Genomic DNA, 14,267 nt, shown 5'->3' with positions numbered 1-14,267 from the left:
AACAAAAGCGGCTCATCGGACGCCCCCAGGAAGCTCTGCTCTGCGCGAAAGCGAAGCGTCAGCGGCAAAGCGCCCAGTCGGAACGGAAATCAACCCCCTGTTTTGCCAAAGAGCCATTAATCCCTCATTTAAAGCCCACAACATTCTTAAATCACAAAAAATGGAGATTATATATATTTTATTCAAAATATTTGAAGTCGAGATGTTCAATGAATATTCAAGATAATTTTTCCAATCCTTCACAGTAATTTTTAACTTATTTCACAACTTATCTGTAAAGTGTTTAGTAGGAACAGAAAAAAGAAATTGGGGGAAGTAGTTGTGAAAAAATTATGGTTACCTGCACTAGCAGTATTACTTTTACTCGGAGCATGTGGTACAGAAAAAGAGAAAGTTAAGGAAGAAGAATCTAAGCAAGATGTTGCGGCGACTGAAGCAGAAGCAAAGGATAAGTCTGAAAAAGAAACTTCTGTAGCTGATTCACGTTTACAAGAGCCGAAAGAAGATACGATGTGTGAAATGTGTAATATGAAAGTATATATGAAGGACGAAGAGATGGGTGAATTTTCTACTCAAGCAATCAAAGAGGATGGAACAATTGCCTTTTATGATGACATCGGCTGTTTAGTAAATGCTGAGGTTGCAAATAATGAAAAGAACGAAAAATTTGTCCGTGATTTTAATACAAAAGATTGGGTAAAGGTTGATGATGCAACGATCGTCAAAACAGACCTAAAATCTCCGATGAATTGGGGATATGTTTATTTCAATGATAAAGCTGATGCTGACAAATATATAGCTGACAATTCAACTGCACATGTAGAAGAATTACAAAAAATTAAAGACGATGCATTAGAGCGTCGTAACAAGAAAATGAAAGAAAAAGCTGAAAAAGAAGCCAAAGGTGAATCTGACTCTATGCATATGGAAGAAAAGAATCATGATGGTCAAGGTCATTAATCGAATGGACTAGGGGGAATTCCTCTAGTCTTTTCGTGCTGAACTGGGAGGTAAGGGATTGGTGAAAAAAATAGGGTTTGCCTTATTGTTTTTTCTATTCATAAGCCAGACGGTGTATGCAGATTTCGATGTACAGCATGCAATTGATGCAGCCAAACCTGGAGAGGTTGTACATATTCCTGCTGGTCGTTACCATGGCAATTTCATCGTGACAAAACCGATAATGTTAAAAGGTGAAGAGGGAACTGAACTAATTGCAGAAAAAAACGAGCCGGCACTTCGAATTGAAAATACTGCCAATATAACTGTAGAAAATATAAATTTATCAGGAAAAAACAAAGCGATTGTTGCTAGTAATGTAGATGGACTTGAGCTACATAAATTACAAATTAAAGACGTTCATTCCGGCGTTCATATACAACGTTCTAAAAATGTACGTATACATGAAGTTAATGTGACTGGTAATGTGGGGCATTATTCAAGAAAAGGTAATGGGTTGGCTGTTTTTAAGAGTGAGAACATCATGATCGAGAACAATACTATTGAGCAAGTGCAGGATGGAATTTATGTAGAGGATGTAAAGCGTATCGTAGTCCAACGAAATAAAGTTACGAACAGTCGTTATGGTACGCATTTTATGTATACGAGTGATGCTGAAGCACTTTTGAATACATACCATCATAATGTCACGGGTCTTATGATTATGATGACAACAGACATCCACCTTGAACGTAATACAGTAGAAAATCATGTTTATTTTAATGGCTACGGTATGCTCCTCTACGATGTACAGCAAGCAAAAATTAAGCATAACACCATCAAGAATAATCGAACTGGTGTAGCATTGCAGAAAAGTTCAAATGTTCAAATTGAAACGAATGATTTTCAGATGAACCAAACAGCTCTTGAGGGCACGAAGGTGAGTGACGACACGAAAGCTAGTAATAATAACTTTACAGGTAATATTTTAACTGCTCGCTCCGATAAGCAAGGCTTTAAACTAGAAAGCAATTATTATGATGATTATTCGGGAATTGATTTAGAAGGCAATGGTCTCGGTGATGTCCCGTACGTGGCAGTGTCAAGCTTCGGTCAATGGATGGTACGTCAGCCTGTTTACCAATATTTCGTAGAATCTCCGAGTGTCATTCTGCTGACATCACTTGATCAACAAATTAACAAAACTGAAAAGAATATGCTCGTTGATCATACTCCGAGATTGGCGGCGGAGGGTACGAAAGAAAAGAATAAGATAAATGTCGTGCAAATGCTATTAGGTTTATCCTTAATATTAAGTAGTTTATGGCTATGGAAAAGAGGAATAACAGAATGAAAAAATGGATGATGATTGTAATGCTATGTTGCGTTATGTTGATAGGTTGTAGTGAAAAAACATATGAGCCTCGTGAAATAGTTAGTGAAACTGATGTTTGTAAAATTTGCAATATGAGTATAGTTCATAATGCATATGCTGGTCAGATTGCGTTGAAGAATGGTGATTATGAAATTTTCGATGATATTGGCTGCCTTATGGAATATATAGAAGCAAATGGAGAAGATGAGGTTGGAGCAGCTTATATAAAAGATGCAGCAAAAGATGAATGGATTGACGTGTTTGAAGCTGTATATGTGTACAACAAGGATTATTGGACACCGATGAATTATGGGGTAGTTGCATTCGATACGAAGGAAGCAGCACAGGAGTGGATGTCTACAGAGGGGGATGGTCAACTACTTACTTATACGGATTTACACGATTTTAAATGGGGGATCCATGAGTAATGTATAGTATGCTTATCAAACTAGAATTGAAGCAAATGCTCAGAAGTCGTTGGATGCAACTGGTCGGTATACTTTTCACACTTGTTTTTACAGCTATCATTGTCATTCAGCAAATGGCATTACCAGATGTAGAGGGCTTTACACGACAAACAGCCTCGTTTTTAAATGTATTGCTGTTTTTATTACCGCTTTTTATATTAACCATCGGAAGTATGAGCGTAGCTGGTGACGTGGAATCAGGGTGGTTTTCTTTATTAAAGACATATCCGATGACACGTACGCAATATATTGCAGGAAAGTATATGGCATCCGTGCTGGCCTTTTTATTGGTCGTTGTAGTGGCATTTGGAGTTATACTAGCGCTTGGTGGATTTTTAGGTGGAGTACGTTTACCGATTATTTTCATTATCCTGACATTGCTATGTATATTCATTTTCGTGTCATTGGCCATTGCGGTTGGAGCATTTGCGAAAACAAGATTATATGCACTGTCGTTATCACTTGTTTTTTGGTCCATTTTTTTATTGCTTATCTCTTACGCTTTAATGGCTATTGGAACTGTTGTTGCGGGGCATGTTCTACAAAAACTGACGATTATAGCGATGCACATTAATCCTGTAGAGTGGCTACGCTTTGGCTACTTTATTTTTACAGATCAGGCTAGTGTGCTTGGCCCAGCATTTTATGATATAACGCAATTTTATTCGTCACCACTAGGTTATGCTGTGTACGTGGTGGTGACATTACTTTGGATAGCATGTCCATTAGCTTACGCTAGCTTACTTTTATCTTCTTTTGGTGAAAGAAGATAAAGCCTCCGGCGGATGTCACAGAATCGGAAAGGAGTTCTTAGGGGATGTTAGCCTAAAACCATCGCATCCATGCGATAACGGCTAACTGACCTGCATCGTGCAGGCCTAAGCACAAAGCCGATTCAGGACGCAATTATGCCGAGGCATAATTGATAGAAAGGGGAAAGAAGATGATGCTATTAGAAGCAAAGGAATTATCGAATATCTATGACAATAATAGAGGTCTTCAAGAAGCCTCCTTTTCTTTACAGGCAGGGCGTATTTTAGCGCTTGTAGGAGGAAATGGTGCAGGAAAGAGTACTTTAATTCGCCTGCTAACCGGTCAGGAAAAACAAAAATCAGGAGAAATAATATGGCATAAGCCACAAGCTATTCGATATATGCCTGATGATGTGGATTTTCCGTCCATGTTAACAGCAGCAGAAATTTTACAACTTCTTGCTTCTTTGAAGAAAATCGGTAAAGAAGAACAAGAAGATGTCCTGAGACGCGTTGCTTTATGGGATGTTCGAAAGCAAAGAGTAAAACATTTCTCAAAGGGGATGCGCCAACGGCTTAACCTCGCCCAAAGCTTACTTGGTGAGGGCTCTTTGCTTATTCTAGACGAGCCGACTAATGGTCTTGATCCGTTTTGGATTGCAGAGCTAAAAAAAATGATGCTAGAAGAAAAAACAAGGGGCTGTACTGTAATATTTTCCACGCATTTGCTTGCTTTTGCGGAGGAAGTAGCGGACGATGTGTTAGTTTTACATGAAGGAAACATACTTATTTCTGGTGAATTAGAGGAAATACTTTTACAAGAAAATTCATCTTCATTAGAGAATTTATGGTTAAAAAAATTAAATCTGTAACATTCTGAGAGGGAATGGCGTTATACTAGGAGGTAGGCTTGTTTGAACGAGAATTCAGACAAGCCTTCTTTTTCATGCTAAGGTTTTATTACTACTAATTAATTGCAGGTTGCTCGAACTATGAGGATAAAGCAATGGAGGAACGCTTCACATAATTGTGTTATAAAACATATTTCGATATGCTTAAGAAAGTTATCATGCAATTCAAACAATTGCTGGGTGAAATAGGAGGTTTTTTGATTTATGAATTCACAAATACAAGATGTATTAGAGAATATAGAAAAAGTAATGATCGGCAAAAGAGAGGTTGCGGAGCTAAGCATAGTAGCTATGCTGGCAAGGGGACATGTCTTGCTTGAGGACGTACCAGGTGTCGGCAAAACAATGATGGTGCGAGCACTGGCAAAATCCTTTGATGCACAGTTTAAAAGAATTCAATTTACACCTGATTTATTGCCATCAGATGTTTTAGGGGTATCTATTTATAATCCGAAAACGTTGGAATTTGAGTTTCGACCTGGTCCGATTATGGGAGATGTCATTTTAGCGGATGAAATTAATCGTACATCTCCGAAAACACAATCTGCTTTGCTAGAGGGGATGGAGGAAGCATCTGTCACAGTTGATGGTAAAACCTTAATCATTAACCAGCCATTTTTCGTTATGGCCACTCAAAATCCAATAGAGCATGAAGGCACATATCCGTTACCAGAAGCACAGCTGGATCGTTTCTTACTAAAAATAAAAATGGGCTATCCTACACGAGGGCAAGAAGTGGAGATTCTACGTCGAGCTGAACATGGTAAGCCGATTGAAAAAATTGAATCTGTGCTAACCGTTGCACAATTAATTGAATTACAGGAGCTTGTACAGGGAGTATATGTTGAAGGCTCTGTTAAAAATTATATGGTCGAGCTAGCGACTCAAACAAGGGAAGATAGCTATGTACATTTAGGAGTAAGCCCTCGGGCGACAATTGCTTTAATGAAAGCCTCACAAGCTTATGCATTTATAAAAGGGCGTAGTTATGTTACTCCTGACGATGTCCAATATTTAGTGCCATTTGTTTTTAGCCATCGTTTAGTATTAAAACCAGATGCCCGTTATGATAACGTGACGGCAGAAGAAATTATCGAGCGTATTATTGCGAAAACACCTGTGCCGACAAAGAGGTTTGCGGAGCAATGAAGAAATGGCGAACTTTTATAGAGAAAAGTAAACATTTCTTATTAGTATCTTTGTTAATGATCATAACGTTTTGTTATGCCATGTTCCAAGGTGGGTTTGTCAGCTGGTTTGTATTTTTTACGGTTAGTCCGTTTTTGTTATATGCATTTATTTTCTTACTAGTAAAAGAAGAAATTTTACTTGTGGAACGTAAAATTGAGCCTTCTCATATTGAGAGTGGACAATCTGCTAAGGTTACAATTACGGTAGAACGAAAAACGCGCTTTCCGTTTGTTTATATGCTGATGGAGGAACTTGTAAATAGTGAAGCCCTTGTTCAATCGAAAGTGCAAGGAACAAATGCCATTAAGTTTGTAGGCTTCAGGAAGAAATTTAGTTGGAATTACGTACTGGAAAATATGCCCCGTGGCGAGCATCGTTACTTGGGTGTTACTATTGTTTTCTGTGATTTTTTTGGCTGGGCAAAAAAGAAAGTTGTGGCGGAAAAGGAACAAGTCATTTTAATTTATCCGAGAGTACGAGAGATGAAGTATGCCGCACTTCAAACAAAATTTGATGTTGGTACAATGATGTCACCTTATTCGATTGTTAAGGATACTTCGATGGCTGTTGGCTTACGTGAATATGTTCCAGGAGACCGTTTTTCATGGATTCACTGGAAATCATTTGCGAAAACGCAAACATTGCAATCTAAGGAATTTGAAGATCGTCAATCACAGGAGTTAATGTTGGTACTCCATGCCGAAAAGACTCCGTTATTTGAAGAAAAAATTGAGCTTGTGGCATCGATGTTACAAACAATTGTTGAAGAACGTGGAGATATTTCATTTGTTTCAGCTGGTGCTCAAACGAAGGTGTTTCCGATTATTCAAGGTAATAAGCAGCTAGATCAAGTAATGCATCATTTAGCTGCTTTAAAACCTGCGGAGACTGTCAAATTCCAATTACGAGATCAACATGTCTTTAAGCATGTTGCAACATTACTGTATGTTACGAACGAAGTATCAGATGAATTACTTCGTACTCTTGCCACTAGGGTAAAAAGCTGTATTTGTTTTGTAGTCGCGGAGCAGCCACCTATGCAATCAGAGCTAGTAAAGCGTTATAAGCAAATTCGAGTTGTGTATGTAAATCCAACAGATTATTACCATTTGTTCACGGAGGTGATGAAGCCGTGAAAAAATCACAAGGAGATTTTATAGAATTAGCAATAGCATACGTAATTATTTTTCTAATTTTACGTGAATGGCTTATTCCTGTAATGGAGCTAACAAATACAGGTGGGTTGCATTTATTTTTAGTGTTTATTGGTCTATCACTGACCCTCAGTTTATTTCAAGTACATCCATTTCTGTCGGGATTAGTGAAATTTGGCTATATTACTTGGTTTATAGTGTTTGTTTATAGTGATAATCCCTTTTTCTCTGGACAGACATTACCCTTTTTGATAAATGAATGGAAATGGAATATGTCAGTCATTCTTTCGGGCGATTTTGGACAAGTATCAGATGCGTTTAGGACTATGCTATTCCTTGCGCTTATTTGGATGTTAATCTATCTAATACACCACTGGATCACCGTGAAGAAAAATATCTTCTATTTCTTTGCGTTAACGGTATTCTTTATTGCCACACTGGATACATTTAGTGACTATGATGGAAAGGTGGCAATTGTTAAAGTTATTGTACTTGGATTAATGATGACAGGCTTTCTTTTTGTCAAACGCTTATGGCTTCAAACGGATGCACCAGGCAATGTAATAGGAAAGTGGAAGCTAGCTATACCGATGATTGTTTCGGTAATGCTTGTTAGTACAGTGGCATTCTTTTTACCTAAGGCAGGTCCGACTTGGGCTGATCCAGTGCCTTTTATTCAAGGGGTTACAGGGCAAGGGGACTTAGGGACAGGTAAAAAAACAGTTGGTTACAGCGAGGATGATAGCCGATTAGGGGGACCGTTTCAAGGTGATAATACACTAGTTTTCACTGCAACTTCCCGTGATCGTCATTATTGGAGAATCGATACAAAGGATACTTATACATCGAAGGGCTGGATTCTTTCAGATGGGAACTTCGGACAAAATGTCTATCAGAACAATACCCCTATCCTAACTTCGTTACAAGTTGGAACTCCTGACAATGAACGCCAGATTCAGATGGATATCGCTGCTCCAATGCCATTTTTAATTCAAACGTATGGTATGTTATCTGTTTCTGCCCAAGATTCACCCTTGTTTATTCAGGATGGACGTACTGAAAAAATAGCAATAGAGCAACAAAATGGCGAGTCACAATTATTGTCTAACTATACGATAGATTATAGTGAGCCAGTATATAGCATGGAGCAGCTCCAAACGTCAAAACCGTCCATGTTAGGAACATTAGATTCGTCCTTTGATCGTTTTTTGCAGTTGCCAAATACACTTCCGCAACGTGTAGGGGATTTAGCGACAGAAATCACACAAGATAAAGCTTCGGTATATGATCAAATAAAAGCAGTTGAAAAATATTTTTCAACTCATGGCTTTAGATACGATAAAACAGAAGTAGCAATCCCGGCTGAGGATCAAGATTATGTTGACCAGTTTTTATTTGATACTAAAATTGGCTACTGTGATAATTTCTCAACATCAATGGTCGTGCTCCTACGTTCCGTGGGGATACCCGCACGCTGGGTAAAAGGCTTTGCACCTGGTGAATCTGGTCCGATGTCAGATGGTTTACGTGAATATCGAATTACGAATGATAATGCACACTCGTGGGTAGAAGCATATGTACCTGGAACTGGCTGGATGGAGTTCGAACCAACGATTGGCTTTTCAGGGAATGTTAATATTGACTATGATATAAAGCAAGACACTCCTCAGCAAGAGCAAGTATTGCAGCCAGAAAAAAAACAAGAGCAACCAGAGAAGGAAGAGTCAGCACCAAAGAAAGAAACATCTAGCTCAACGTTTAGCTTAGATGCAGTATGGGCATGGTTCAAAAAACTTACTTATGTTTGGATTGCTCTAGGCATTTTGCTGGTCATTGCAGGCATTAACCTGTTTATGCAACGTAAAACGTGGATACCTAAAATGCAAGTACGTGCATATCGTAAAAAAGAAGCGAACTGGACAAACTTTGATGCTTCTTACCATGCTTTAACGAAGCAATTATCTCGTATTGGATTACGCCGGAAAGATGGCGAGACATTACGAGCATTTGCTGAACGAGTTGATGCATCGTTAGAGACAGAGCAGATGCTAAAACTGACCGCTGTATATGAACAACATATTTATGGCAAGGATAAACAAGAGGTTGATTTTATAAAACTGAAAGAAAGTTGGGAATATTTAATCAATCGCACTATCAGTTGATTTTGATGGGGACAAAGAGTAAAATTAAAAAAAAATTATATATGATTAGGATTGCTTTCATATAAGTTCGATAATATGGTTCGGATGTTTCTACGAAATCACCAAAAATGATTTCTCTATGAAGGTGAATGTTTTGGATAGGTGAGAAGGTTAGTAAAATACTTGTCTTTGCTACGCATTCGCCTTTATAAATTAAGAGCTTATGAACGCGTAGGAAGTTTTTACTTTCATACGCGTTTTTCTTTGAACATATGAAAAGTTCCTTTAAAAATAGTAGAAGAGGTGGAAATATTGTCAGCTAGCCCTTTATTAAAAGAGCAAGAAAAAATCGTCGTTCTTGACTTCGGTAGCCAATTTAACCAATTAATTACGCGTCGTATCCGTGAATTTGGTGTATTCAGTGAGTTACATCCACATACGATTACAGCAGAAGAAATTAAAAATATGAACGCAGCAGGTATTATCTTTTCAGGTGGTCCAAACTCTGTTTATGATGAAAAGGCCTTTCATGTAGACCCAGCTATTTTCGAATTAGGCTTACCAATCCTAGGTATTTGCTACGGTATGCAATTAATGGCACATACACAAGGTGGTAAAGTAGAAGGTGCTGAAACACGCGAATATGGTAAAGCTGAGATCCAAGTAACAGCTTCAAACAAACTATTCGGTGAGTTACCAACAGAACAAATCGTATGGATGAGCCACGGTGACCATGTAACAGAAGTGCCTGCTGGCTTTGAGGTAATCGCAACAAGTGCTGCTTGCCCAATCGCTGCAATGGCAAATGTAGAACGTAAACTTTACGCAGTACAATTCCACCCAGAAGTACGTCACTCTGTATACGGTAATGACTTATTACGTCAGTTCGTGTTCGATGTTTGTGAAGCAAAAGGCGACTGGTCGATGGCAAACTTCATTGAACTTGAAATCGCAAAGATCCGCGAAATAGTAGGGGACAAAAAAGTATTATGTGCACTTTCAGGCGGTGTAGACTCTTCTGTAGTAGCCGTATTAATTCATAAAGCAATTGGTGATCAGCTTACTTGTATGTTCGTAGACCACAACTTAAACCGTAAAGGTGAAGTTGAACAAGTAATGAGAACATTCACTGAAGACTTTGATATGAATCTTATTAAAATTGATGCACGTCAACGTTTCATGGATAAGCTTGCTGGCGTTTCTGACCCAGAGAAAAAACGTAAAATTATCGGTAACGAATTTATTTACGTATTCGATGAAGAAGCGGCTAAACTTGAAGGAATGGACTTCTTAGCACAAGGTACGCTTTATACAGATATCATTGAATCTGGTACAGCAACTGCCCAAACTATTAAATCACACCATAACGTTGGTGGTCTTCCAGAAGATATGCAATTCAAATTAATTGAGCCACTTAACACATTATTTAAAGATGAAGTGCGCGCATTAGGGCTAGAGCTTGGCCTTGATGAAAAAATCGTTTGGCGTCAACCATTCCCAGGTCCTGGTCTAGGTATCCGAGTACTTGGTGAAGTAACAGAAGAAAAACTAGAAATCGTACGCGAATCTGATTTCATCCTACGTGAAGAAATCGCCAAAGCTGGCCTTGATCGTGACATCTGGCAATACTTCACGGTATTACCGGACATCCGTTCAGTTGGCGTAATGGGCGATGCTCGTACGTATGACTACGCAATCGGTATCCGTGCGGTAACATCTATCGACGGTATGACTTCTGACTGGGCACGTATTCCTTGGGATGTATTAGAGAAAGTGTCTGTACGTCTAGTAAACGAAGTAAAACACGTTAACCGCGTGCTGTATGATATTACATCTAAGCCACCTGCGACTATTGAGTGGGAATAGACCTTGTGAATTGTTGAGGTCTTACACATGCTGAAATGTTGATATATCAATACCTTAACGTGTGGTCTTAGTTAGTAAAATAAATTGCTAACGTACAACTATTTATTACGAAATTTAAACTCTCTTTTATTCGTGTTTTTGCGGATGAAAGGGGGTTTTTTTGTGTCTGGAATTCTTGAACTAATAGATGATTTTCATTTGAATCAGCAAATTCAAGAGAGAAAACCAGAGTACATCGATGTATGTACCTATCGTTTGAAGGAACTAGTTCGTCAAGGGAAGAATATTGTATGACCTCATGAACTATTAAAACGGACTGATAGCGAGTTAATTAAACTTATTGAAGCAGAACACTATACGCTAATTTTAGATGAAGTGATGGATGTAATTAGTGATATAGATATGTCTCCAGATGATATTCGATTATTACTAAATTCTAAAGATGATACAGGTAATCCTACTATAAGTGTAAATAGAAAATTCTGCTTGCGAAGCGTTAGGTATAGTAAACTAGTAATGTAAATAAGATGTCATTGTTTAGTTTAGGGGGGATGGAAATGGAAAAAAATATAGCGATGATTCATACACTTGCTATTGGTATGCCGAAAGAATGGCATGATAGTAATGGGCGCTCAATGATTACAGGGATTGAAAAACGAAAAGTACAAGAAGTTTATTTGTCTACTCGTGGATTTGAGGGGGACGATGTAGCAGATAAAAAACATCATGGTGGTCCTGACCGTGCCGTTTGTTTATATCCTGCAGAGCATTACATACAATGGGAACAGGAAATTGGTAAACCGTTGCCGACAGCGGCATTCGGTGAAAACTTAACAGTAACGAATATGTTGGAAGCGGATATTTGTATTGGCGATATTTATAAAATAGGTGATGCTGTCATCCAAATTACCCAAGGACGTGTACCATGCAGTACGATTGATAAATATACTGAGGCGAACATATTACTCAAACGTTTAATTGAAACAGGTTATACGGGCTACCTTGCGCGTGTACTGGAAGAAGGGAAAATTTGTGCAGATTCAAAAATTGAATTAGTGGAAAAGGACCCTGCGCGTGTTTCAGTTTTGCATTGCAACGAAGTGTATTTTAAAAATGAAGATGCACTTGCCATGAAACGTATACAAGCAGTTGATGTGTTAGCAGAAGATTGGAAACAAAAATTAGAAAAAAGAATTCAGCTCTTACAAAGTAAAGTAATAAATTAAACATATGTCGATCAAGGGAGCTCTCCCATAATCGCTGTATGATAATCCGCTAGTATTCGAATGAATGTTAGCGGAATTTTTTATTTTATTACTATCGATAAAACGTTCAGTTCTAACCTATTTATGCAACGGTTTCTTAAAATGTGAACATTAAATAAGTTTTTTACACGAACTTTCGTATTTTATTTTTGAAAAATGTTCGGAAATAGGGTTGAAATCTAAAAAATGAAATGATATATTACGAGTGTAAATTAAATAAGTCGTCGTATAATGTCGGGGATAAGGCCCGTGAGTTTCTACCAAGTTACCGTAAATAACTTGACTACGATTTTAGTTATATATATATATCAATGTATAGACACTAATTAATTTCACACAAAAACTGTAGTGAAATGTATCGTAGACATGCGACTAGTAGAGTAGTCAGCGTGTCTTTTTTGTTGTCGATATTGAAGACGACCATACGGAGGATTTCTTTAAAATGAAAAAGTATTTCATGTTCGATGAATTAGGAACTAATTATCGCCGCGAAGTTCTTGGTGGTTTTACAACGTTCTTAGCAATGGCTTACATTTTAGTAGTAAACCCAGTAACATTGACATTAGCGAATGTAAAGGATTTACCAGACGCTTTACGTATGGATTATGGGGCAGTGTTTGTTGCAACTGCTGTGTCAGCAGCAATTGGTTGTTTTATTATGGGGTTCTTGGCAAAGTATCCTCTCGCCTTAGCACCTGGTTTGGGTCTTAATGCATTTTTTGCTTATACAGTAGTATTAGTGAACGGTAGTCCATGGCAGCATGCACTAGCAGCAGTATTTATTTCAGGTCTATTTTTCTTATTACTAACATTAACAGGCTTACGTGAAAAATTAATTAATGCGATCCCTATGGAATTAAAATTAGCAGTAGGTGCTGGTATCGGTTTATTCATTGCTTTTATCGGAATGCAAAATGCACACATTATAGTTAAAAATGATGCAACTTTAGTTGGTATCGGTAATTTACACGAACCTGAGGTATTACTAGCAATATTCGGTATTATAGTGACAGTTATTTTAATGGTCCGTGGTATTAAAGGCGGCGTATTCTACGGTATGGTATTAACATCAATCGTTGGTATGCTTACAGGACTGGTTGATATTCCTGAAAAAGTTGTATCAGCACCACCTAGCATTTCACCAACATTCGGAGCGTTATTCAGTTCTTTCTCTGATCCAAGCTTTTATACATTATCGATGTTGTCAGTAATTTTAACTTTCTTATTTGTAGACTTCTTTGATAATGCAGGGACATTAATAGCGGTAGCTAACCAAGCGGGATTAGTTAAAGATAATCGTTTACCACGCGCGGGTAAAGCTTTAATTTCTGATTCAATTGCAACGATTGTTGGTTCAATTCTTGGTACATCTACTATTACATCTTATGTAGAATCTTCTTCAGGTGTAGCAGCTGGAGCGCGTTCAGGTTTCGCTTCAATTGTAACTGGATGTTTATTTTTACTATCACTATTCTTTTTACCGTTGTTAGGTATTGTTACCCCAGCTGTTACTGCTCCAGCATTAATAATAGTAGGAGTGTTAATGGTTGCTTCTTTAGGCCAAATTGCTTGGGATCGTTTTGAAATCGCAGTACCATCATTCTTAACGATGATTATGATGCCATTAACATATTCAATCGCAACTGGTATTGCAGTGGGGTTCATTTTCTATCCATTAACAATGATTATTAAAGGGAAAGCAAAAGAAGTAAATCCGATTATGTATGTTTTCGCGGCAATCTTCTTATTGTATCTAGCAACTTTATAAAATAGAAGCTGTTCACAAATTCGGTTCGACGATATTTGTGAGCAGTTTTTTTGTTACAAGAATAATTTCTTTGCAGATACATTTATATAGGAAGGGATTCAGTTTTCTATATAAATGCATTTCACGGAATTATTTTTCTTTTTAAATATGGTTGTATTACTAGAAGATTAGTGATATATTTAAACACGTTGTTACGAAATAAACAGCAACTTAAAAAACATTAACATAAAGAGTTGACGTAGAGTTAACATTATGTTAAAGTATAGAAAGTCACTTAGTTGTGACAAATTAATGAACCTTGAAAACTGAACAAGCAAAACGTAATCAATAAAGTTTTTAGTAACTAACCTTGAGTTAGTGAACGAAACAAAATTTTGGACATCAAACATGATGCCAGCAAAACAATTTGAGCTAATCAAATTTCTTTTTATGGAGAGT

13 protein-coding genes and 2 riboswitches are annotated in these 14,267 nt (G+C 37.6%); all 13 genes read left to right on the top strand.

Annotated features, from left to right (window positions below):
- Nucleotides 1-248, top strand: a 248-nt coding sequence (locus tag ACVWXS_RS24810; protein ID WP_456960556.1) for a hypothetical protein, incomplete at its 5' end; no start/stop codon positions are given.
- Nucleotides 249-321: 73 nt separating this feature from the next.
- Nucleotides 322-960 (top strand): nitrous oxide reductase accessory protein NosL, encoded by a 639-nt coding sequence (locus ACVWXS_RS24805; protein WP_368638151.1) that lies wholly within the window; start codon nucleotides 322-324, stop codon nucleotides 958-960.
- A gap of 61 nt (nucleotides 961-1,021) precedes the next feature.
- Complete coding sequence (locus ACVWXS_RS24800; protein ID WP_456960557.1) at nucleotides 1,022-2,293, top strand: right-handed parallel beta-helix repeat-containing protein; 1,272 nt, start codon at nucleotides 1,022-1,024, stop codon at nucleotides 2,291-2,293.
- Complete coding sequence (locus tag ACVWXS_RS24795; protein WP_456960555.1) at nucleotides 2,290-2,742, top strand: nitrous oxide reductase accessory protein NosL; 453 nt, start codon at nucleotides 2,290-2,292, stop codon at nucleotides 2,740-2,742. Before ACVWXS_RS24800 ends, ACVWXS_RS24795 begins: the two co-directional genes overlap by 4 nt.
- Entirely contained in the window at nucleotides 2,742-3,554 is an 813-nt protein-coding gene (locus tag ACVWXS_RS24790; protein WP_456960554.1) for an ABC transporter permease, read from the top strand. Before ACVWXS_RS24795 ends, ACVWXS_RS24790 begins: the two co-directional genes overlap by 1 nt.
- 170 nt (nucleotides 3,555-3,724) lie before the next feature.
- A complete protein-coding gene (locus ACVWXS_RS24785) occupies nucleotides 3,725-4,405 on the top strand; it encodes an ABC transporter ATP-binding protein (protein ID WP_374965126.1) in 681 nt (226 codons plus the stop codon).
- A 243-nt stretch (nucleotides 4,406-4,648) separates the two neighbouring features.
- On the top strand, nucleotides 4,649-5,593 hold the full coding sequence (locus ACVWXS_RS24780; protein ID WP_456960553.1) for an AAA family ATPase: 945 nt from the start codon (nucleotides 4,649-4,651) through the stop codon (nucleotides 5,591-5,593).
- Entirely contained in the window at nucleotides 5,590-6,771 is a 1,182-nt protein-coding gene (locus tag ACVWXS_RS24775) for a DUF58 domain-containing protein (RefSeq protein ID WP_456960552.1), read from the top strand. Before ACVWXS_RS24780 ends, ACVWXS_RS24775 begins: the two co-directional genes overlap by 4 nt.
- Nucleotides 6,768-8,951 (top strand): transglutaminase TgpA family protein, encoded by a 2,184-nt coding sequence (locus ACVWXS_RS24770; protein WP_456960550.1) that lies wholly within the window; start codon nucleotides 6,768-6,770, stop codon nucleotides 8,949-8,951. Before ACVWXS_RS24775 ends, ACVWXS_RS24770 begins: the two co-directional genes overlap by 4 nt.
- A 37-nt stretch (nucleotides 8,952-8,988) precedes the next feature.
- A riboswitch (purine riboswitch) is annotated at nucleotides 8,989-9,090 on the top strand.
- Nucleotides 9,091-9,242: 152 nt separating this feature from the next.
- Nucleotides 9,243-10,796 (top strand): glutamine-hydrolyzing GMP synthase, encoded by a 1,554-nt coding sequence (gene guaA / locus ACVWXS_RS24765; RefSeq protein ID WP_368638157.1) that lies wholly within the window; start codon nucleotides 9,243-9,245, stop codon nucleotides 10,794-10,796.
- Between the two features lie 162 nt (nucleotides 10,797-10,958).
- A complete protein-coding gene (locus tag ACVWXS_RS24760; protein WP_456960549.1) occupies nucleotides 10,959-11,090 on the top strand; it encodes a hypothetical protein in 132 nt (43 codons plus the stop codon).
- 263 nt (nucleotides 11,091-11,353) lie between these two features.
- Complete coding sequence (locus ACVWXS_RS24755) at nucleotides 11,354-12,022, top strand: MOSC domain-containing protein (RefSeq protein ID WP_456960548.1); 669 nt, start codon at nucleotides 11,354-11,356, stop codon at nucleotides 12,020-12,022.
- Nucleotides 12,023-12,265: 243 nt separating this feature from the next.
- Nucleotides 12,266-12,367: riboswitch (purine riboswitch) on the top strand.
- A 136-nt stretch (nucleotides 12,368-12,503) separates the two neighbouring features.
- Nucleotides 12,504-13,829 carry an NCS2 family permease gene (locus ACVWXS_RS24750; protein ID WP_456960547.1) on the top strand — a complete coding sequence of 442 codons (1,326 nt, stop codon included), beginning with the start codon at nucleotides 12,504-12,506 and terminating at the stop codon, nucleotides 13,827-13,829.
- Nucleotides 13,830-14,267: the final 438 nt, after the last annotated feature.

Source organism: Lysinibacillus sp. TE18511 (assembly GCF_054062295.1).
This window is presented reverse-complemented; position numbering and strand designations above follow the sequence as displayed.

What these genes read in the sequence shown, in the direction of transcription:
- ACVWXS_RS24795 (WP_456960555.1), top strand. Translation starts at nt 2,290, where the DNA reads ATGAAAAAATGGATGATGATTGTAATGCTATGTTGCGTTATGTTGATA.
- ACVWXS_RS24790 (WP_456960554.1), top strand. Translation starts at nt 2,742, where the DNA reads ATGTATAGTATGCTTATCAAACTAGAATTGAAGCAAATGCTCAGAAGT.
- ACVWXS_RS24785 (WP_374965126.1), top strand. Translation starts at nt 3,725, where the DNA reads ATGATGCTATTAGAAGCAAAGGAATTATCGAATATCTATGACAATAAT.
- ACVWXS_RS24780 (WP_456960553.1), top strand. Translation starts at nt 4,649, where the DNA reads ATGAATTCACAAATACAAGATGTATTAGAGAATATAGAAAAAGTAATG.
- ACVWXS_RS24775 (WP_456960552.1), top strand. Translation starts at nt 5,590, where the DNA reads ATGAAGAAATGGCGAACTTTTATAGAGAAAAGTAAACATTTCTTATTA.
- ACVWXS_RS24755 (WP_456960548.1), top strand. Translation starts at nt 11,354, where the DNA reads ATGGAAAAAAATATAGCGATGATTCATACACTTGCTATTGGTATGCCG.
- ACVWXS_RS24750 (WP_456960547.1), top strand. Translation starts at nt 12,504, where the DNA reads ATGAAAAAGTATTTCATGTTCGATGAATTAGGAACTAATTATCGCCGC.